The following is a 21,859-nucleotide window of genomic DNA, read 5'->3' on the forward strand; positions in this document are numbered from 1 at the left end:
ATTAATTATTATCCTCTACTTTATAATCTTTTGCTTCATATGTTTGTTGATTTTCAGTATTTGTTGTCCCTTCCGTTCCTGCAACATTTGGGTCTTGCTGATACATTTTACTAGATAATGCATAAAATGCTTGAGTTAATTCTTCTTGACTCTTTTTAATCAACTCTAAATCATCACCTTTTAAAGCTTCCTTAAGTGAATTTAATTTAGTCTCTATATCTGTTTTTTCTTCATTACTTACTTTTTCTCCAAACTCTTTCAATGCATTTTCCATTTGATAAACAGAACTTTCAGCGGTATTTCTAATTTCTATAGACTCTTTACGTTTTTTATCTTCTTCAGCATACTTTTCTGCTTCTTTAACTGCCTTATCTATTTCATCATCACTTAAATTAGTTGTAGCAGTTATTGTTATATCCGCCTTTTTACCTGATGCTTTATCCATAGCACTTACTTTAACAATACCATTTGCATCAATATCATAAGTAACTTCTATTTGAGGTACCCCTCTTGGCGCTGGTGGTATACCAGATAAAGTAAATCTTCCTAGAGTCTTATTATCTACAGCCATTTGTCTTTCACCTTGAACAATGTGTATTTCAACAGATGTTTGATTATCTGCTGCTGTAGAGAAAACTTGGCTCTTAGTTACAGGTATTGTAGTATTCCTCTCTATAATAATTGTAGATACTCCTCCTAAAGTTTCAATTCCTAAACTAAGAGGTGTAACATCTAATAATAACAAACCAGAATTTTCATAATCACCAGCCAATATACCACCTTGTATAGCTGCTCCAACCGCTACACATTCATCAGGATTAACTCCCTTTGATGGTTCTTTCCCTGTAAAATTCTTTACTGCATCTTGTATAGCAGGAATTCTAGTAGATCCACCAACCAACACAACTTTATTTATATCTCCAATTTGCAATCCAGCATCTTGAAGTGCTTTTTTCATTGGTTCTAAAGTTCTATTCACAAGATCCAACGTTATCTCATTGAATTTAGCTCTTGATAATTGCAAATCAATATGCTTTGGTCCTGTAGCATCAGCTGTTATAAATGGTAAATTTATATTAGTTTGTTGTGAAGATGAAAGCTCAATCTTCGCTTTCTCAGCAGCCTCCTTTAACCTTTGAAGCGCCATTTTATCATTTCTTAAATCTATACTATTATTGGATTTAAAATCATCTGCTATAAAATCAATTATCTTTTGATCAAAATCATCTCCACCTAAAAATGTATCTCCATTAGTTGCAAGAACTTCAAACACACCATCTCCAAGTTCCAATATAGATACGTCAAATGTACCTCCACCTAAATCATATACTAAAATCTTTTCCTGAGTTGATGTCTTATCAATCCCGTAAGCTAGTGAAGCTGCTGTTGGTTCATTTATTATCCTCAACACTTCAAGACCAGCTATTTTACCAGCATCCTTTGTTGCTTGCCTCTGACTATCATTAAAATAGGCAGGAACTGTTATTACTGCTTGAGTAACTTTTTCCCCTAAATATGCTTCCGCATCCAACTTAATTTTTTGAAGAACCATTGATGATATTTCCTGTGGAGAATATTTTTTACCATCTATATCAACTTTATAATCTGTTCCCATATGTCTCTTGATAGAGATAATTGTTTTATCAGGATTAGTAATCGCCTGCCTCTTAGCAACTTGACCTACTAACCTCTCTCCATTATTTTGAAATGAAACTACTGAAGGAGTAGTCCTTCCACCCTCAGAATTAGGAATTACAACTGGCTCTCCACCTTCCATTACAGCAACACATGAATTAGTTGTTCCTAAATCAATACCTATAACTTTTCCCATAATAAACCTCCAAATTAAACTTATTTTTTGTCTCTTAATTGGCAACCTTAACCATACTATGCCTTATAATTTTATCTTTTATCATATATCCTTTTTGTAAAACTTCTACTATAGTATTCTTTTCTAAATTCTCATCATTTATATGCATTACAGCTTCATGCAAATTTGGATCAAATCTAGATTTGCAATCTATTTCTTTGACATCCATCTTTTCTAAAGTAGTATTAAATAATTTAATTACCATATTGATTCCTTGTTTAAGTGAATCCATATCAGCACTGGCAGAATTAGCTCTCTCCAGGTTATCTAATATAGGTAAAACTTCAGATATTATATCCACACAAGAATTACTATATAACTCACTCTTCTCTCGTGTACTTCTCTTCCTATAATTATCATACTCTGCACTAATTCTCAATATCTTATCCTTTAAAGAATCAACCTCTGATTTCAATCCTTCATTTTCTTTTTTTAACATATCAAGTTCATCTATATTGTTACATTGACACTCATCTTCTAAATTTTGATTTTTTTCTTCTGACTCCATATCATTTTCTTCTGACGATACATTATTTTCTTCTATCATTTTTAATTAACACCTCCGTAACACTAGACTTTTAATCAATATTTGTATTTATAAAATCTATTAAAAATTTGACCATTGTTACTATTTTAGCATAATCCATTCTTGTAAGACCTATTATCCCTATAGTTCCTAATACTTTCCCATTTCTTATACAATTACCTAAAACAACACTGTAATTTTTAGCCTCTTCTATACTATTTTCTTCTCCAATCTTAATCTGGATATTATTACCACAGTCACAATTAAGCAAACCATTAAATCTATTGATATTATTAAAAAAACATACTAATTCTCTTACTTTATCAATGCTATTAAACTCCGGATAACTCAAAATGTTATCAATTCCTTCAAAATAGTAACTAGCCTCAGTATCGTACATAAACAAATTACGTAAGATTAAAATTAATTGATCAAATATATTCCTATCTAAATTTAAACATTGTACAGATTCCCATACCAAATCCAAGTCTATATCTTCAAATCTACGCGAAATACAATGATCATTAATTATTTTATTAATTACACTAATACTTTTATGATCTATAATTCTATTTAACTTAATAATATTATTTCTTATAATACCTTCATTGGTGATAATAACAGCCAATAGACTATATGTACTTATTTCAATAAACTCAATTGATTTTATGGAATTTTCAATTACTGATGGTATTTTTAATACACAAGCCAAATTTGTCAATTTAGAAATGAGAGATAATTTAGATTTTAAAATATTTTCAAAGTCAAATAAATCCAAATTTAACAAATTAGATTCAATATATTTTTTTTCCTCATTACTAATTTGTTTTGGTTTCATTAACTTATCTACATATAATCTGTACCCTTTATTTGAGGGTCTTCTACCAGAAGAAATATGAACCTGCTCTAAAAATCCTAATTCCTCTAAATCCGACATTTCGTTCCTAATAGTTGCCGAACTTATCCCTAAATTGTACTTCCTAGATAACGTTCTTGATCCTACCGGCTCACCTGTATATATAAAATCCTGAATTATTGAATATAATATTTTACTTTTTCTCTCATTCATAATAATTAACCTCTCTTTATTAGCACTCCATATCCAAGAGTGCTAATGGCTTGAAAATAAAATAACATTTTAAATGGAATTTGTCAAATTTTTTTATTTATAACTTTCCCATAAAATCTTTTAAAATTAAATTCATTAAGATCATTCCTTCATTTGTTATAAAAACCATTTTATCTACAACATCCATTAATCCATTCTTTTTATACTTATTAACAACTTCACCAAATACGGAAAGAAAACTCGAATCAAATCTAGTGTTAAAATCTTCTAAAGATATTCCCCTTATTTTCCTTAAACCTAGCATTATGTATTCTTCAATATTATCAACAAACGAATTATTATAAACATTTTCATAAATAAGTTTGTTATTTTTTTTAAGCATCTCTATATATGTACTTATATTCTTCGTATTTTCAAAACGCACATTTTTATAAAATGAATGAGCAGAAACTCCTATACCTATATAATCATTAAAATTCCAATATATCAAATTATGTAAACAAGATTTATTATATTTAGAATAATTCGAAACTTCATATTGTTCAAATCCATTCAACTCTAAAAAATACTTAGTGTATTTATACATATCTATTTGAATATCTTCATCGCTCTCAACAAAATTCCCTTTTTTATACATATTGTAAAATTTAGTATTCTTCTCTAATATTAAACTATATGCAGAAATATGGGACAAATCATATTGAATTATTCTCTGCAATGTAACTTCATAATCATATAATTTTTCATTAGGTATCCCATAAATTAGGTCTACATTCAAATTTTCAAAACCAACATTTTGTGCGTAATTTATGCTTTTTTCAAAATCATCAAACGAATGAGTTCTACCAATAAAATTTAATGTAGACAAATTGGCACTCTGTAATCCTATACTCAATCTATCTATTCCATAGCATTCCATAATTTTCAGTTTACTATAAGTCAAAGTTCCAGGATTACATTCAATTGTAAATTCTAAAATCCTATTTAAATCACATCTATCACTTATACCCTTTAATAATTTTTCTAACTGCTTATCATTAAGATAACTAGGTGTACCTCCACCAATAAATATAGTATCGAATTTTTCATGCTTGTATAAATCTAATTCTAATAATAACGCACTTATATATTCATCAATCAAATGTTCACTTCTAATATAAGATGTAAAATCGCAATAATAACACTTACTAGCACAAAAAGGTATGTGAATATAAAGACCGATCATTTTAATCTACCTTTAAAACAGATATGAAAGCCTCTTGCGGTATTTCAACTGATCCAACCTGTCTCATCCTTTTCTTGCCTTCTTTCTGCTTTTCAAGCAATTTCTTCTTTCTAGTTATATCACCGCCATAACATTTAGATAACACATCTTTTCTAACTGCTTTAACTGTCTCACGAGCAATTATCTTGGCTCCGATAGCTGCCTGTATAGGTATCTCAAATAACTGCCTAGGTATAATAGTTTTTAACTTATCCACAATATTTTTTCCTCTCTGATACGCTTTCTCTTGCGGAACTATCATGGACAAAGCATCAACAGGATTACCATTTAACAAAATATCCAATTTAACCAATTTGGTTTTCTGATATCCGCTCAATTCATAATCAAATGAAGCATATCCTTTTGTTTTCGATTTTAATGTATCAAAAAAATCATATATTATTTCATTTAGAGGCATCACATATTTTAAAATCACTCTTGTTGTATCTAAATACTGCATATCAATAAAATTAGCACGTCTTCCTTGGCACAATTCCATAACACCTCCAACAAATTCTGAAGGAGTTATTATTGTAGCGTTAACTATCGGTTCTTCTGTAGACTCAACCTCTGTTGACTTAGGCATATTATACGGGTTTGTAATTTCTACAATATTTCCTGATGTCTTATTAACTTTATAAATAACAGATGGTGCTGTTATTATTATGTCTAAATTAAACTCACGCTCTAATCTTTCTTGTACTATTTCCATATGTAATAAACCTAAAAATCCACATCTAAATCCAAATCCTAATGCTAATGATGTCTCAGGTTCAAAAATCAATGCAGCATCATTTAATTGCAATTTCTCCAAAGCCTCTTTAAGTTCATCATATTTATCTCCAACTATTGGATATATGCCACTAAAAACTGTCGGTATTGCGGACTTATACCCCTCTAAAGGCTCACTAGCCGGATTTTCAATAGATGTTATAGTATCCCCCACTCTAGCATCTTTTACATTTTTTATAGCTGCTGTCACATATCCAACTTCTCCAGCCTGTAATAAATCTATAGATTTATAACTTGGCGTAAAAATACCCACCTCTGTAACCTCATATTCTTTATTAGAGAACATAAATCTAATCTTCATTTGAGGTTTTATATACCCTTCTTTTACTCTTATATAACAGATTACACCTCTATAAGAATCATACATTGAATCAAACACAAGTGCTTTCAATGGAGCATTAATATTTCCCCTAGGTTTAGGTATTTTTCTAACTATAGTTTCCAAAACATCCCCTATATTTAATCCTGTTTTAGCAGATATAGCAGGAGCATCTTGTGCCTCTATACCTATAATATCTTCTATTTCTTCTCTTACTTCCTCAGTTCTCTGACTAGGTAAATCAACTTTATTCAAGACTGGTACAACCTCGAGTCCAGCATCAGAGGCTAAATAACAATTTGCTAAAGTTTGTGCCTGAATTCCCTGACTAGCATCAACAACAAGTATCGCACCTTCACAAGCGGCTAAACTTCTGGAGACCTCATAATTAAAATCAACATGACCAGGAGTATCTATCAAATTTAATATGTATTCTTCATTATCAACTGGACTTGTATATATAAGCCTTACAGCCTGAGATTTAATAGTTATACCTCTCTCTTTCTCTAGTTCCATATTGTCTAAAACTTGAGCTTCCATCTCTCTCTTTGTCAAAGTTCCGGTAATCTCTATCAATCTATCAGCTAAAGTTGATTTACCATGATCTATATGTGCTATAATACAGAAATTACGTATATTATCTTGTTTTTTATTGTTCATCTAAAAATCACCTACAAATTAATTAAATATACATTTATAAATTATAAAATATAATTGTAGAAATTAACACTCCTTAATTTGATATGAATTTTCTATCTCTTCCAAGGGAACTTTAAACTAAAAATTTTTTCTTCTCCCTTTATCCTTAAAATCACATCATATCCATAACTTTCTTTGTAAATACTTATTAACGCTTGATCATCAAATGTTGTTATGTTTAAACTATCTTCATTTGTTCTATTTTCCTGAACCTCTCTAACACTATTTACAATTCCTGTAGAAGAATATACAACATTAATCTTTACAAAGCCTGCACTAAAAACAAAGATGAACAAAAAAATTCCAAAGATATATTTAAGATTTCTTCTTTTAAAAAACAAAATAACACCACCTAAATAGTTTTATTTAGATGATGTCAATTTTCTTTATATATTATTCTATTTTTTATATTATTGAGCTAAATATTCCCCTATAACATTTGATAATAATTTTGCTGAATTTATAGCTTCCTCCATAGTATTAAGTTGAGCACCCATCTCAATTAAGGCTAACTTAGAGGACTTAGTCTGATTAAATGCATTACTTCCTCTTTCATAATAAAAAACACTCCTTGCAAATCCAGGATATAAATCATTTGCTAAACTCGTTAAATCCATTGCAAGTTCTTCGTTATCCAAATAATTAGGATTATTTTTAGCAACGACACACATTATCTTTGCAACACTCTTACCATCTATATCCGTGGTAACTAAATTTTTATTATCCAAAGAATCTCTATGTAAATCTAATATCAAATCAAAATCTTCAATTTCAGATAAATATTTATCCAATGTTTCTCCGGATCTTTTATAACTTTCTAAGTAGCTCGTATTATGTATAGTTTTATCATGTATAACCTCGATATTATAATTTTTCTCAAGTTCTCTTTTAAGAACATCTCCCACACCTACAATATTATATTGTTCATAAAATGAATCGTTTTGAGCAGGTTTAAATGCTTCTGTTGTGTGTGTGTGATATATCAGTATCCTCTTCTTAGTATTATTCGAGTTAATAATTCCATTTGCTATCCTATCATTCGTATTTAAATTTTCAGATGAATTATTATACATATTAGATGATAAATTACCTTCATCAATGTTAGTTGAATTTAAAATATTTACCTCCTTCTCAATTATAGAAATAGGATTTAATATATCAATTCCCAACACATATTTCACATCTTTAATAAATGCTTCCTTGGAATTTTCAAAATACTCACTATCCCAAAAAGGTATGTAATTATTCTTTAATATCGAACTATAAGCATAATTAAAATTTCCTGATATATTAAAATATATTATATAAACTTTCAGTATTATCCACAAAATAATAATAGAAATTAATGTTACAATCCCTATTATTTTAAAATCTCTTAAGTTAATCTTATCTCTTTTTATCAATTGCATCTAAATTAACCCCCTATATAAAAAATATATGAAGGGGGTAATATTTTATTATCTTTTTCTCTAAATTTTTATTTTTTAATTTATAAATTTATTCAATTTATCTATGTCAAGATTGGGATGCAATGCTATATTTATACCCATAGCAATCATCTTAGACATCGATTCTATCACAGCATCAACATCCTTAGGTGTTACTATCATTTCGCCCATAGAAAGAGACAATGTCTTACGTATTATCTTCATTCTTTGGTTTATATCTATGAGTTTTTTTTCTATATATTTATTACCTATATCTCCTATTATATTATCTAAAATAGAATTAACACTGTCACTAACAATCGTAAGAGAGTCAACAACTGTCGGTATACCTATACCGATAACTGGCACACCTAAAGTTTCTTCATTAAGAGGAATCCTATGGTTGTTCACTCCTGCACCCGGATTTATGCCTGTACTACCTACCTGTATAGTTGTATTAAGTCTCGATACTTTTCTTGCAGCCAGAGAATCCACGCATATAACATAATCAGGTTTAATTTTATCAACAAGAGATTTTACTATTTCACTAGTTTCTATCCCTGTAGTTCCTAGTACACCTGGCGAAACAGCACATACAGATGAAATATCATCTTCAATAGACTGTGGCATAAATTCTTTAAGGTGTCTTGTCACAAACAACTTAGATATAACTTTAGGTCCAAGAGAATCCGATGTTACATTCCAATTTCCTAGTCCCACAACAAGTGCTGTTTTATTTGAATCCATGGAAATAAACTCTTTTAATACTCTTCCAAATATTAAACTAATCTTGTCCATCATTTCAACATCATAATATGTTAATTTTGGCAATTCTAAGGTTGAATAATATCCTATCTTCTTCCCAAGAAGTTCCTCGCCATATTTATTTTTAATTCTTATATTAGATATTTTTACATTCGAATCTTCAACTTGCTTAAAATCTATATTGGGATTTCCTTCAAAAATCTTATTTAAATCATTTTCTGCTGCTCTATCTTTAACCATAACTTGTCTCCTTATTTTGTAGACATTTTTAAAAACTACACTTTCTTATTCTGTGTAAAATTTCTTAAATTATTTAATTATGACTTGAATTTATTTTAAAATAATGATATTATGTTGACGTTATTTGTGTTCGATATAAAAGGATGGTGAAAAGATATGGCAAATATTAAATCAGCTAAAAAGAGGATTAAAGTTACTCAAGCTAAGACTCTAAGGAATCAAATGGTTAAGTCTGCGTTAAAAACTGCTATTAAAAAGTTTGAAACTTGTTTAAAAAATAGTGATATAGAATCAGCAAAATCTGAATTATCACAAGTTACAAAAGCATTAGATATGGCTGCATCTAAAGGAATTTTACATAGAAATAAGGCAGCTAGGAAAAAATCTAATTTAGCTATAAAATTGAATAAAGCTCAAACTTAAAAAACCTAATACCAATTGGTATTAGGTTTTTTAATTATCTACATACTGAAATAAGTAGAATTTCAAATTCTAAAAGTGGATCAACATCTGTCGATATTCTAATTTTATATTCTAGATCTAGGAAAGCATCAATAACATCCATAATATTTTTTAAACTATATTTTTTTGATAATTTAATAAAATTATTTAAACTATATTGATTAATTCTTGTTTTTTTCATTATATCCTCAAAACTAAATCCTTCTTCCAACAAAAGTTTCACATCTAAAAATTTAGAAAATTGATTACTAAGCATACTAAATATGTAATTAAAATCATTTCCACTAAGTATAAGTTCCCTAAAGCTTACCATAGATTTATTTAAATTCTTATCCAAAACATTATTTATAAGTACAAAAACATTATTCTCCAAACTTTTAGGTATAATATCATCTATATCCTTCCTAGTTACTTCCCTTTCATCCACAAAAAATTTCAATTTCTTAATTTCATTTTCTATGTAAAAAAAATCATTTACAATTATAGAACAAAAATATATAATAAGGTTTTTACTTATATTAACTTTATTTGATAAAAAAATTTTAGAAACTTCTCTATAAAAATTATCGCCCTTTAATTCTTGTATATTACAAACCTGACCAAATTTGGAGAATATCTTTAAATTATCCTTATTCTTATCTTTATTTTCAAATACATAATAAAAAACTATAATACAATACGATGGTAAATTTCCGAGATACTCTTTAAGTTTTGAAATAAACTCCTTATTATCATAATCATTCCTTAAAAATAATGAATTCTCAATAACTATCACTTTTTTATCCTGCATCATCGGAATTGTATCACAACATTCAAAAAAATAATTTATATCAAAACTATTATCAAATTTCATATTAATATAATTAAATTGTTTAAGATCTCGTAATATTAACTTCTTCTCTATACTCTCCAAAAAATTTTTAACAAGCTTTGCATCATAGCTATAAATAAAATAACAATTTTTTATATTACTTACTTCTTTCATCAACAAATCGTAATCTAACATACAACTCCTAAAACATAAAATAATATTTTTGTGGATAAATATCAGAATAATACTTAAAGTTATCTTCTATATTATCTACTTCTATCCTTTTCCCATTAATATGTAAAATAACATTATTATTTTTAAATTCTACCTTAACCATACTATTTAAAAATAAATTCTGTTTATCATTAACATTAGTAAAAACCTTATCTACACCAAGTTTATCAATTAGCTTGTCTGTATCCTTCAAATTCCCATCTAAGTACAAATAACTTCTAGATTTATCTCTAATTATCGCATAATTTTTATCGTAATATTTTCCTATCTCTACGCTAGAGTTAACCGTTGTAATAAACCCAATATAAACAAATAATAATATAACTACTAAATTATTAAAAGCTTTAAATGAAATCTTATTTTTCATAAAATATAACACATACAATAAAATTATAAAAATAATTAAACTGTTCATTAAGTATATACCTTCTGGAGTAACCATCTTTATCAAAATAATTCCCCCATCAATTATATCAAAAATAAGTTTTGTTAAGTAAACAATAATCTCCCTAAGCAGTGGCACAAAATTAAAAAATATAAATATAACACCTAAAATTACTAGCAAACTATAAAATGAAACTAGTAATATATTCGAAAACATAAATCCTAGCTCCAACTTCTTATTTATAATTAAATTAAGGGGTATAATAAAAACTTGAGCACTAAGTATTAGTGAAATAGATTCACATAAAAATTTGGGAAGCCTATATAAATAATCCTTTATCTTCCTATTAAATAATAAAATTCCAAGAGTGGATAAAAATGAATATATAAACCCTAGACTCAAAATCTCATATGGTCTTATAAATAATATAAAACTTCCAGCTACACACAATGCATTAATCCCATCATAATTCTTATGTACTCTATGTGACATTTCCTTAATAAACACCATAGAAAACGCTCTTATTCCTGACACCTTAAATCCAGTAAACATTAAATATATAAATGTCACCAAAATAGAAGGTAAAAAACTTAATATTTTAAATAAAATACCAAAAATTAAATTAATGTGAAAACCTGACACACTCAAAATATGTATAATACCGAGCTCTTTTAAATCATTTTTATAATCCTTGTCCAACTCTGAAGTATCGCCGAACAATAAGCTCGACAATATATTCCCCCGTTCAATTCCAAAACTTCCTATAAATAAATCCCTTATAATTGATCTCATTCCAATGAAAACAGAATAAAAATCATTTTTATACGAATTGATATTGTAATCAGTTATCTCTCCAACTACCCCAATATCATAATAATTATCTTTTTTCACTTTCCCATTTAAATTTAAAATCATTCCAATCTCAACTTCATCTATATTACCAAAATCTCTAATCAAATATTTTTTAGGTTTTATATTTCTTGAAGATACAACTATATCTTTCGATAATTTTTGTGCTACTCTAAAATTTTTACTAGATATGATCTCTTGATTACTGGAATAATATGATAGTATGTTAAAAAAACTAACTACACTCACTATAATTAGAGTTAATTTAAAAAATTTATATATTAAGTTTTTGAGTAAAAATGTAATTAGCATAAGTAATATAAATCCAAATGATATAAAATCATTTTTCATTAATTGGATTCCTAATAAATTAGACAATGCTATTACGGTAAAACAATAAACAAAAAATCTCATAAATCAAATATCCTTCTATTATTTATTATGATAATTCCAAATTTTCAGCTCATTTATTCAAAAAAATAAACCTCCAGAAAATACTTCCAAAGGTTATTTATTTATTTTAAAGATTTAGTCTTAGCTGTAAATATAAACGAAAATATAAAAGATATAAAGATGGCAAAAGTTATCCCAGCAGACACTCCACTAAGTCCTCCAGTTATCACCCCAAAAAGCCCACACTCTTTAACTTTTTCAATAACAGAAGTTCCTAAACTATAACCAAATCCTATTATGGGTATACAGGCTCCACCTGTTGCCTTCTTTATCAAAAAATCATATCCAGGAAATAATGATAAAATATTCCCAAGACAAACCATGAAAACCAAAATATATGCTGGCAATATTTTAAATTTATCCATAAAAATCTGACTGATACCGCATATAATTCCACCAAGCAAAAAACTCCACAAATAATTCATACTATATCATCCCCTGTTATTAAATTCTATGGCAACAGCATGTGCTATTCCAGGCACACTTTCACCTTGAAACGAAGTTGTTGGACTCATTAATGCACCAGTAGAAATTATAAGTATTTTACTAATTTTACCCTCTAGTAATTGCTTATAAAAATAACCTGTAAAAACTGAAGCAGAGCATCCACATCCACTTCCTCCCGAACAAGTATCTTGCCTTCCATTATCATAAATACTTTCACCGCAATCTACATACATTTTCGAAACATCATAACCCAAATCTTTAAGCATAGTTTCTGTGACCTTTCTTCCAAATTTTCCTAGATCCCCTGTAGCAATGCAATCATAGTAACTTGGATCTCTTCCAGTGTCCTGAAGATGCGTGTAAATCGTATCTACTGCTGATGGAGCCATAGCTGCACCCATATTATTCACATCTTTAACTCCATAATCCTTAACTTTACCTGTTGTTATATGCGTAATCTCTGGATAATTCCCTTCTCTTCCAAGAAGAACTGTACCCGCCCCAGTAACAGTCCACTGTGACGTTATTGCCCTTTGACTCCCATATTCCAATGGAAACCTAAATTGCCTCTCTGCAGAACTAAAATGAGATGATGCTCCAGTTACAACATAATCAGCAAATCCTCCATCAATAAACATTGCCCCCAATCCTAAAGACAGAGAAAATGTTGAACAAGCACCATACAATCCTATAAAAGGTATTTTTATTTCACGAGCTGCAAAATTTGAGGATGTTATTTGATTCTGTAAATCCCCACACAACAAATAGTCAATATCATCTTCGGTTAAATTTCCTTTCTTTATACTTTCTGTAATTGAAGTGTATAAAATGCTTGACTCTGCTTTTTCATAAGTTTCTTTACCATTCTTATCATCTTTAAGTGTAATATCAAAATAAGATCCGAGAGGTCCCTCGCCCTCTTTAGGTCCCACTACACTAGTTGCAGATATAATTTTTGGTCTATTCTTTAATTCAACTGTTTGCCTACCAATTCGTTTAGTATTATCCATAACTTATCCCTCTCATCTAACCTATAAATTTGCTAAAAACAAAATATATAAATCCTACTAAAACAGATGAAGTAACCCCAAAAGCTATTACAGATCCAGCTATTGTAAACATCTTTACACAAGTCCCAAATACAACACCTTCTTTTTTAAACTCTATAGCTGGAGAAGTCACAGCATTAGCAAATCCAGTTATCGGTACTATACTTCCAGCCCCTGCAAAGTTTGCAATTTTATCATACATACCAATCCCTGTTAAGAATGATCCTATAAATATCATTGTTATAGATCCCAGTGCTCTCACTTGAAGTTCGTCTGATATGTAATTAGCATACATCTTGAATAAGAATTCACCCAATATGCAAAATAACCCACCAACAATAAATGCCATAGCAAATCTCTTAATATAATTTGGTTTTGGTTCATTATTTGTTGAATAATCTTTGAAAGTTTTTCTAAGCTTCTTTTCATCAAAACTCAAACTCTTTTCCCTCCACATCTCCAAAATATCTTACATAAATATATTATGGGTGTATTAAAGTATTTTATACTTTACTTTTTTTGTTAACTATATTCATTAATAAAGAGTTTCAAAAATTAATTTTTATTGAATTATGTTTAAATTTATATTATTATATATACAATTAGTTAATTTTCTAATTGTGAGGTGTCTTATGTCAAAGTATTTAAATTTTACAAATGATAAAAATTTAGATTTCAATAATGATAAACACAAAAATAATTTATCAATTGAAATTAATTATTTAAACAAACGTCTTTCTTTTTTAGAAAAAGCAATTCAAAATAAATATTCTGACATTCTATGTCTTGCATCTGAAATTTGTAATGTGCATAATATAAACTTAAAATATGATTTGATTGACATATTAATAAAACACGGTTCTAACCTCTCTAATTACAAATCTGAAAGAAATGATATTAGAGATATAATAAATATTAATAAGAATAAAATAGACAAATCTCAGAATGATATTTCAATGGAAAAAGATATTGAACCACTTATTAACGACATTGACGACAAAAATCCTCATAATTCTGATAATGATGTAAAAGAGAAAACCTCAGAGAATGAATCAAAAATTGCATTAGAAGTTACTGGACAATATAAGGATTCTGAATCCAAAAATACTGAAAATTTTGAAAAAATCGATAATAATATTGAAAATTACGAGAGTACAATAAAAGAAAATGAGTCATTGAATAAAAATAATGGACAAGATAATAAAGAGGATATAAAAGAAAAGGAAATCGAAACTAACCATAAAAGTAAAATAGATATAGCTCGTGAAAAAATTCTAAATAATCTTAATAGGCTTATTTCATACAAAGAAAATACATTTAATGATTTAATTGAAATGATAGATTTTAATACAAATTCCAATTCTGATAAAACAAATTTAAGTAAATTTATTGAATGTCTAGAAAGTCAAATAGTTGAACTTAATCAATATAAAGAGAATATTCTGAAAAATTATTCTCTAAGTAAATCAATAGAATTAGGATCAAATGGAAAGATCACTTTCTCAAGAGTATTTATTGAAAAAGAACGTTTAATTGACAAAAATAAGGACGAGTATATAAAAACTGTTAATGAAATGTATGAATTATATTCAGAATTTGTTGATACTTATCTAAATAATATTAGTTCAATGAAATCTCATCTTAGTCATGAGAAAATCACTTCAATACAAAATAATTGTGCCAAAGTTATATATGATTTAAAATTAATAAGAACCCTTTATTCATCTCTAGATAAAATAAAGAGTGTATAGAACTTAGTTCTCTACACTCTTTTTATATTGGTAATGTATTTTACGATTAAACTCTATAATCCTTCTTATAACTTCATCAATACTTTCTTTCACTATATACGTCTTTCCATTTAATAAAATCAACGCAGTTTCTGGTATAAGTTCCATTCTTTCAATTTCATTTGAATTCAAATAAAATACGACATCATTTGTTCTCGTAAGCTTAATCATATAAACCCTCCTTTAACCCTCCTCTAAATATAAGTTTTACAAATTTTAATCTATATATTCCTTTCCATCAACTCTTATAACCTTATCAAGTGTTACTGTCCGTAGCTCATTAGTTGTATTAACTCTTACACTAAGTTTAATCATATAATCCTCAACTACTATTCCTTCAACTCTACCTATCATAGTTTCATATAGTTGTCCATTATTCTCATATGTCACAGTTTCCCCATTTGCTTTTCTTCCGGCTTGAATATCTTGCTCAAGTATAGCTTCCAATTCATCCATATCCCCTTCCTCATTTACTAAATCATCTACTCCTGATTCTGATTCATTCGTTATTACATCATCTTCAAATTCTTCATCATTACTTGAAGAAATAAATTCTATTTCTTTATTTATCATCGAGGAACCAACAAGCATTGCCATATTATTATTTATATAATCAAGCCTATTATCTTGTACATCAATAACATTCATAACATCATCTCTTTCAAAATCCCCGATTACAAATTCACCTTTATCATTCATATATTCAACATTAACAATTATTTTTGACCCACTTTGAGCAACTCCTCTTACGATACCAGTAATTGCATTTCCATTATTATCGTAAGAATTAAGCATAACACCTTGTCCTAATAATGATCTAGCTGAATATTCACTCATAGTAGTATTTAAGTTAGACATTTGTTCCATAGCTGCAAATTGTGCAAATTGAGAAACATATTCAGTACCATCTTGTGGTTGAGTTGGATCTTGATTAGACATCTGTGTTGCCAATATTCTTAAAAATGCGTCTTTATTCATATCTTCCCCAGGTTGTACAATCTTTGTTCCCTTCTCAGTATACTGCCCATTATAAACATTATTTGATCTAGTTTCTGCTCTTGACAATCCCGAATTATCATCCTCATTACCTGAAACCGTATTAATTTCATTATTAGTACTGGTTTTCTTTTGAATCTCTTCAACTAATTCATTAAATAAATTGTCATTAGTATTGCTTGGACTACCTATATTCATAGATTTATTTTTGGTAATCAATGGTATTTGAATATTATTATTGATATTTATCATAATTCTTTTACCTCAACTTAAACTAAAATTCCTTTTCTCAAATCTCTATTATCATCATTATTAATTCCTTCATCCTCAATTTTTATAGTTGGAGTCTTAGACGTACTAGAATTAGAATTATCACTATCTTTATTACCTCTTCCATCATTTGGATTAAATCCAAATTCTTGAAGATCAACTTGTATATTCTCCAAATTTATATTGTGTACTTCTTTTATCATATTTCTTATATCTAATATCGTTGTTTCCATAAATTTTACTGCATCTTGATTTTCAACTTTTATCATAAGCCTAATATTATCTTTGACCACTTCATACTTTATATCCATTCTTCCCAAATGATCAGGATTGAGTTTAACAATCATTTGATTTTTATTATTTGATGACATATACTCTATATTTTCAATAAATTCTTTAACAAACTTTTGGTGGTTTGATGAATCCAATACTTTATTGAGACTCAAATTTTGAATTTCCCCAGAATTATTTCTAAATACATTTACAAAATAGTTATCAATATTTTTATTAATTTGTACATCTCCAGAAATTTCTTTCAATATTGCATCATCATTATTAATTTTATCTCCAATTTTTCTTACCTCATTAAGATTACTAGCATTTTCAAATTTTCGATCTATAATATTATTAGAATCTCTTGAATAATCAATGGATATTTCAGTATTTAATTTTGTATTAAGTTTAATATTGATTTCATTTTCTATATTCTTAACTAATTCCTTATCTTCCAATAAAAATCCCTCAAAATTAATTTCTTCCAAAAGTTGATTTCCAAAATTATTTTCCCCTATTTTATCAAATTCATTCTTTACCAAACTCTTAAATCCTTCAATATTTCCCATAATTCTTTGTATAATTTCCTGATTTGAAATATCTTTTGATTCAATTTTATTTAAATCAAATCCAATCTCAACTAAAATATTTTTCATAACCTCCTGATTACTATTATCTAAATCTATATCTGTTAAATTTTTATTTTGTATTTTCTCAGCTGTAAAATTATAATCAGAAAATTTAAGATCGGAATTGCTTAATTCATGTTCAAAATCAATCAACCTTGAATTTTTCATTTTTTCACTATACACTTCTACTCTTGACATATCTCTAATTAATTTTGTATTGTCAAGTTCAACATTGTTATTTTCTTCATTTTCTCCAATAACAAAATCCTCATTAAACTCAAAAAAATTTCTCTGAACATCAATCTCTTCTGATCCTAAAATATTTAGTATACTTAAAATAACTTGTAATGATTGTTTATCAGCTTCATCTAAACTATCATATAAAGTTTCTACATGATTTTTAGGTTCTATTTTTTGCTTAATATTTGAGGAATCTTGATCTTGTAGATTAATAGACTCATTAAACGAATCTTTAAAATTACTGATCTCCGAATCATTTTTAACGTTTTTATTACTTTGTTTTACTCCATTTTGTTTAACTACTCCACAATTTAAATTATCTATCTTCATTCTCTTCCTCCTCCTTTTTATCCTCATTATCTTCAAAATATTCAATTTCATCTTCTTTATTTAAATCTTTATAATACATATTTAAGGATAACTCATCTAGAAAATCTTGTTCTTCCTTATCTTGCTCATGTAAAAATTCTGAATACTCTTTATCCTTTAGCTTATCTAAAATACTTCTATCCTTCTTTTTCTTCTTATAATCCTCAAATCTATACTCATATTCTTTACTCATTTTTTCTTTCTCTTTTTCGTTATATCGAATTGAATTTTCCAAGAAATAAGCATAGTTACTTCTTATAATTTCATCAACACGAGTTGTGCAAGTTGCAAATGCATTTTTTTTGTATAATTCATTTAAAGTTTCAATATTATCATCAATAATTTTTATTCTAGTGCTAATATCTGTAAATTTCTGAGATGCCTCTTTTTCAAGCCCTAACCTCATATTAAGCAATTTATTAAGCGAATACTTAAACCTTTTCATAACAATCACTACCTTAAATTAAATTATTAAATATTCCCTTCAATATAGTTAAATTTTGTTCATAACTAGTGAATTCAGTTGTGCTTTGTTTTAAATATTCATTTATTTGATTAATATATTGAATAGCCTTATCTATATCTGGATTACTCCCATGAACATATGCTCCAATATTTATTAAATCTTCAGCATCTTGATATACTGCGAGTAAATTTCTAACAGTTCCCGCTAACTGTTTATGTTCATCAGATGTTATCTTAGACATAAGTCTACTAACACTCTTTAATACATCAATAGCTGGATAATGGTTCTTATGTGCTAAAGCTCTTGATAATACAATATGTCCATCCAATATTCCTCTTACCGTATCTGCTATCGGATCATTCATATCATCGCCATCAACAAGTACAGTATAAAATGCTGTAATAGCCCCACTTTCAGAAGGTCCTGTCCTTTCTAAAAGTTTAGGAAGAAGTGCAAAGACTGATGGAGTATAACCTTTTGTTGCCGGTGGTTCACCAATAGCTAATCCAACCTCTCTTTGTGCCATAGCAAATCTCGTTACAGAATCCATCATTAAAATTACATTTTTCCCTTGTTCTCTAAAATACTCTGCAATTGCTGTTGTAACAAGTGATGCTTTAAACCTTATAAGTGCAGGTTCATCAGATGTAGCACACACTACAACAGACTTTCTAAGTCCTTCCTCACCCAAATCATGATATATAAATTCCTTAAGTTCACGACCTCTCTCACCAATAAGTCCAATCACATTCACATCTGCAGATGCATTCCTTGCAAGCATACCCATCAAAGTGCTTTTACCAACTCCAGATCCTGCAAATATTCCAACTCTCTGACCAACACCACAAGTAAGAGTTCCATCAATCACTCTCACACCTGTCTGCATTATCTCTGTAATTTCCCTTCTTTTCATAGCGATAGGTGGTTTATTATCTATCGTGAACTCTGTGTAATTTTCAGGTGATCTACCTATTTGAACTCTTCCAAGTCCATCCAAAACACAGCCCAATAATTCATCTGAAATTTTAACAGTCAATAATTTTTTAGTAGCAATAACTTTGCTACCTGTAGAAATTCCTCTCACATCTCCAAAAGGCATCAATATACTTCTTTCTTGATTAATTCCAACAACCTCACATTCTATCCGCTCATTGTACTCATTATATATGTAACAAATTTCCCCAACAAATGGAATTATACCCTCCGCCTCTATAGTCAATCCAACTAAACGCTTAACTCTGCCTTCTTCATAAATTGTTTCGATCCTCTCAAGAGAATTTTTCATTTTCCTAAAATCTATAAACATACTTAATTAATCCTCACTAAAAATTATCTTTCTTAAAATTTCTATATTTTCGTTGACATCATACTTTATAATCCCACCATTTCTTTCAATCAAAAACTCTCCTTTATCTATATCTTTGCTAATTACAACATGAAAATCTCCAAGAATTCCAGCTTTCTCTTTCAAAACATGAACCTCTTCACTTATTCCTTTATAATTAATTTCGTTACACTTTATAATTACAGGCATCTTATCTTTTATATTTTTTATACATTCATAGATTATATCATTTAATATTTTTTCATCATTCAATTGCCTTCTAATTATTTTAGAAACCATGGTAAATATCATATTTTTAATTTCATTTTCTTTCGCTACTATAAATTCCTCTGCTTCTTTTTTAGCATTTTCATAAAAAAGCATAGCATCACTTAATATTTTATCTTTTTCGATTTTAACTTCTTCCATAGCTTTAGCTTTTCCTTCTTCGAAACCTTCTTTATATCCTTGTACTTTACTCGCAACTCTTTGACGAACTACTTCAACTTGTGCATTTTCGATCATATCAGCAAAAATTTTAGATGATTCCTTCTTGGCTTTAGCTATCAACATATCACTTATTTTTTTAAATTTTAAAATTTCATCTCTTCTAACTCTATAAGTTTTCGTCCTTATACGCTTAATTATTTCATTATTAGTTTTAATTTCTCTTGATATATTATTCTGTGTACTATAAGCATCATATATATTAGGACTTATAATCGTTTTTGTAGAACGTGAAGAATTCTTATTATTGCCACTACGGATAATATTTTTATTTGAACTATTGAATAATGTCATCGTCTCCTCCTCGAACAATTAATATTTCACCTTGCTCATCTAACTTTCTAATCTGAGAAACAATAACTTGTTGAGCTTTCTCAACATCAGACAACTTAACAGGACCCATATATTCAATCTCTTCACGAACATTTTCTGCTGCACCCTTTGATAAATTGCTAAAAATAAGTTCTTTAACTGAGTCACTACTACCTTTAAGTGCAAGGGCTAAATCTTTCTGATCTATACTCCTTAAAACTTTTTGTATATCTTCAGATCCCAAAGTCACAATATCTTCAAACACAAACATAGATGCTCTTAATTTTTCAGCAAGCTCTTTATCATGATTTTCAAGTCCAGATGTAATATTTCTTTCTGTGTTTCTATCAACTCTGTTGAGCATATCAACAAGCGACTCAATTCCACCAATAACTGTCGCTTCAGGTTTCACAAAATTTGATAACTTGTATTCCAAAACCCTCTCAACTTCCTTAACAGCATATGGAGAAGTATTTCTAATTGTAGCAACTCTGTATGCCACATCATTTTGCAGATTATCAGGCAAACAACTCAAAATTTGTGCTGCTTTTTCAGGTTGAATATAACATAAGACTAAAGCAATCGTCTGTGGATGTTCATCAATTATAATATTTAATAATTGATTTGGATCAGCTTTCCGTGCAATAGTAAAAGGTCTATATATATCTGTTGCTTCCTTTATCTTATCTAAAATTTCAATAGCCTTATCTGACCCAAGAGCCTTACTCAAAATATTCTTAGCATAATCAAATCCACCTTCAAGTAAAAACTCTTTTGCTTTATTCATTTCTATAAATTCATGTAAGATATCTTTTCTTTCTTCAATTGTTACCGAATTTATAGTTGCTATTTCAAAAGAAATCTTATTTATTTCATCCTCATTTAAAAACTTCATTATTTCTGAGGCTACTTCTGAACCCAAGGTTATCAGTAAAATTGCTGTTTTTTGAACTCCCGAAATTTTCTTTTTCAAAAGCATCCCCTCCCATTATATTATCTTGTGTAAAATTTATATTTTTAAG

The 21,859-nt window shown here is 28.3% G+C and carries 22 protein-coding genes; 2 read left to right on the forward strand and 20 right to left on the reverse strand.

The window, feature by feature from the left end; genetic code table 11:
- Position 1 precedes the first annotated feature (1 nt).
- The 8 genes from dnaK to gpr form a co-directional block, all read right to left on the reverse strand.
- Positions 2 to 1,831, reverse strand: a complete 1,830-nt coding sequence (gene dnaK / locus SFBM_RS04865) for a molecular chaperone DnaK (RefSeq protein ID WP_007442967.1) — start codon at positions 1,829 to 1,831, stop codon at positions 2 to 4.
- Between the two features lie 34 nt (positions 1,832 to 1,865).
- Complete coding sequence (gene grpE, locus SFBM_RS04870) at positions 1,866 to 2,417, reverse strand: nucleotide exchange factor GrpE (RefSeq protein ID WP_005805964.1); 552 nt, start codon at positions 2,415 to 2,417, stop codon at positions 1,866 to 1,868.
- Positions 2,418 to 2,448: 31 nt separating this feature from the next.
- Complete coding sequence (hrcA, locus tag SFBM_RS04875) at positions 2,449 to 3,465, reverse strand: heat-inducible transcriptional repressor HrcA (RefSeq protein ID WP_005805963.1); 1,017 nt, start codon at positions 3,463 to 3,465, stop codon at positions 2,449 to 2,451.
- 97 nt (positions 3,466 to 3,562) lie between these two features.
- Entirely contained in the window at positions 3,563 to 4,690 is a 1,128-nt protein-coding gene (hemW, locus tag SFBM_RS04880; RefSeq protein WP_005805961.1) for a radical SAM family heme chaperone HemW, read from the reverse strand.
- Between the two features lies 1 nt (position 4,691).
- Entirely contained in the window at positions 4,692 to 6,500 is a 1,809-nt protein-coding gene (gene lepA, locus SFBM_RS04885) for a translation elongation factor 4 (RefSeq protein WP_005805960.1), read from the reverse strand.
- A 92-nt stretch (positions 6,501 to 6,592) separates the two neighbouring features.
- On the reverse strand, positions 6,593 to 6,880 hold the full coding sequence (locus SFBM_RS04890) for a hypothetical protein (protein ID WP_005805958.1): 288 nt from the start codon (positions 6,878 to 6,880) through the stop codon (positions 6,593 to 6,595).
- Between the two features lie 69 nt (positions 6,881 to 6,949).
- Positions 6,950 to 7,948: a stage II sporulation protein P gene (locus tag SFBM_RS04895; RefSeq protein ID WP_005805956.1), complete on the reverse strand. Its 999-nt coding sequence runs from the start codon at positions 7,946 to 7,948 to the stop codon at positions 6,950 to 6,952.
- Between the two features lie 75 nt (positions 7,949 to 8,023).
- Entirely contained in the window at positions 8,024 to 8,971 is a 948-nt protein-coding gene (gene gpr / locus SFBM_RS04900) for a GPR endopeptidase (protein WP_005805954.1), read from the reverse strand.
- Between the two features lie 156 nt (positions 8,972 to 9,127).
- Between gpr and rpsT the strand changes: the two genes are divergently transcribed.
- Complete coding sequence (gene rpsT, locus SFBM_RS04905; protein WP_005805951.1) at positions 9,128 to 9,394, forward strand: 30S ribosomal protein S20; 267 nt, start codon at positions 9,128 to 9,130, stop codon at positions 9,392 to 9,394.
- Positions 9,395 to 9,428: 34 nt separating this feature from the next.
- Here the strand turns inward: rpsT and holA are convergent, their stop codons facing one another.
- From holA to spoVAC, 5 genes are all read right to left on the reverse strand, one after another.
- Complete coding sequence (gene holA / locus SFBM_RS04910; RefSeq protein WP_005805949.1) at positions 9,429 to 10,439, reverse strand: DNA polymerase III subunit delta; 1,011 nt, start codon at positions 10,437 to 10,439, stop codon at positions 9,429 to 9,431.
- Between the two features lie 7 nt (positions 10,440 to 10,446).
- Positions 10,447 to 12,126, reverse strand: a complete 1,680-nt coding sequence (locus tag SFBM_RS04915; RefSeq protein WP_014017977.1) for a ComEC/Rec2 family competence protein — start codon at positions 12,124 to 12,126, stop codon at positions 10,447 to 10,449.
- A gap of 101 nt (positions 12,127 to 12,227) precedes the next feature.
- Positions 12,228 to 12,590 carry a SpoVA/SpoVAEb family sporulation membrane protein gene (locus SFBM_RS04920; protein ID WP_005805944.1) on the reverse strand — a complete coding sequence of 121 codons (363 nt, stop codon included), beginning with the start codon at positions 12,588 to 12,590 and terminating at the stop codon, positions 12,228 to 12,230.
- A 6-nt stretch (positions 12,591 to 12,596) separates the two neighbouring features.
- The gene (gene spoVAD, locus SFBM_RS04925; protein ID WP_005805942.1) at positions 12,597 to 13,622 is read right to left on the reverse strand and encodes a stage V sporulation protein AD; all 1,026 of its coding nucleotides are present in this window, start codon (positions 13,620 to 13,622) and stop codon (positions 12,597 to 12,599) included.
- Positions 13,623 to 13,638: 16 nt separating this feature from the next.
- Positions 13,639 to 14,100 carry a stage V sporulation protein AC gene (spoVAC, locus tag SFBM_RS04930; protein WP_007439929.1) on the reverse strand — a complete coding sequence of 154 codons (462 nt, stop codon included), beginning with the start codon at positions 14,098 to 14,100 and terminating at the stop codon, positions 13,639 to 13,641.
- A gap of 193 nt (positions 14,101 to 14,293) precedes the next feature.
- Here spoVAC and SFBM_RS04935 point away from each other — a divergent pair, with 193 nt between their 5' ends.
- Positions 14,294 to 15,412 (forward strand): hypothetical protein, encoded by a 1,119-nt coding sequence (locus SFBM_RS04935; protein ID WP_007441960.1) that lies wholly within the window; start codon positions 14,294 to 14,296, stop codon positions 15,410 to 15,412.
- A gap of 3 nt (positions 15,413 to 15,415) precedes the next feature.
- Here SFBM_RS04935 and SFBM_RS04940 read toward each other — a convergent pair whose 3' ends face one another.
- Genes SFBM_RS04940 through fliG form a run of 7 tightly spaced genes read right to left on the reverse strand, consistent with a single transcriptional unit; the run spans position 15,416 to position 21,816 of the window.
- A complete protein-coding gene (locus SFBM_RS04940; RefSeq protein ID WP_005805935.1) occupies positions 15,416 to 15,622 on the reverse strand; it encodes a flagellar FlbD family protein in 207 nt (68 codons plus the stop codon).
- A gap of 45 nt (positions 15,623 to 15,667) precedes the next feature.
- The gene (locus SFBM_RS04945; protein WP_005805933.1) at positions 15,668 to 16,699 is read right to left on the reverse strand and encodes a flagellar hook assembly protein FlgD; all 1,032 of its coding nucleotides are present in this window, start codon (positions 16,697 to 16,699) and stop codon (positions 15,668 to 15,670) included.
- Between the two features lie 17 nt (positions 16,700 to 16,716).
- Positions 16,717 to 18,189, reverse strand: a complete 1,473-nt coding sequence (locus SFBM_RS04950) for a flagellar hook-length control protein FliK (RefSeq protein WP_005805931.1) — start codon at positions 18,187 to 18,189, stop codon at positions 16,717 to 16,719.
- Complete coding sequence (locus SFBM_RS04955) at positions 18,176 to 18,673, reverse strand: flagellar export protein FliJ (RefSeq protein WP_007442523.1); 498 nt, start codon at positions 18,671 to 18,673, stop codon at positions 18,176 to 18,178. The genes SFBM_RS04950 and SFBM_RS04955 overlap by 14 nt, the downstream gene beginning before the upstream one ends.
- 13 nt (positions 18,674 to 18,686) lie before the next feature.
- The gene (fliI, locus tag SFBM_RS04960; protein ID WP_014017978.1) at positions 18,687 to 20,000 is read right to left on the reverse strand and encodes a flagellar protein export ATPase FliI; all 1,314 of its coding nucleotides are present in this window, start codon (positions 19,998 to 20,000) and stop codon (positions 18,687 to 18,689) included.
- Positions 20,001 to 20,006: 6 nt separating this feature from the next.
- Positions 20,007 to 20,819, reverse strand: a complete 813-nt coding sequence (locus SFBM_RS04965) for a FliH/SctL family protein (protein ID WP_005805924.1) — start codon at positions 20,817 to 20,819, stop codon at positions 20,007 to 20,009.
- Positions 20,803 to 21,816: a flagellar motor switch protein FliG gene (gene fliG, locus SFBM_RS04970; protein WP_014518744.1), complete on the reverse strand. Its 1,014-nt coding sequence runs from the start codon at positions 21,814 to 21,816 to the stop codon at positions 20,803 to 20,805. Before fliG ends, SFBM_RS04965 begins: the two co-directional genes overlap by 17 nt.
- Between the last annotated feature and the right edge of the window lie 43 nt (positions 21,817 to 21,859).

This window comes from Candidatus Arthromitus sp. SFB-mouse-Japan (genome assembly GCF_000270205.1).
Lineage (GTDB): Bacteria > Bacillota > Clostridia > Clostridiales > Clostridiaceae > Dwaynesavagella.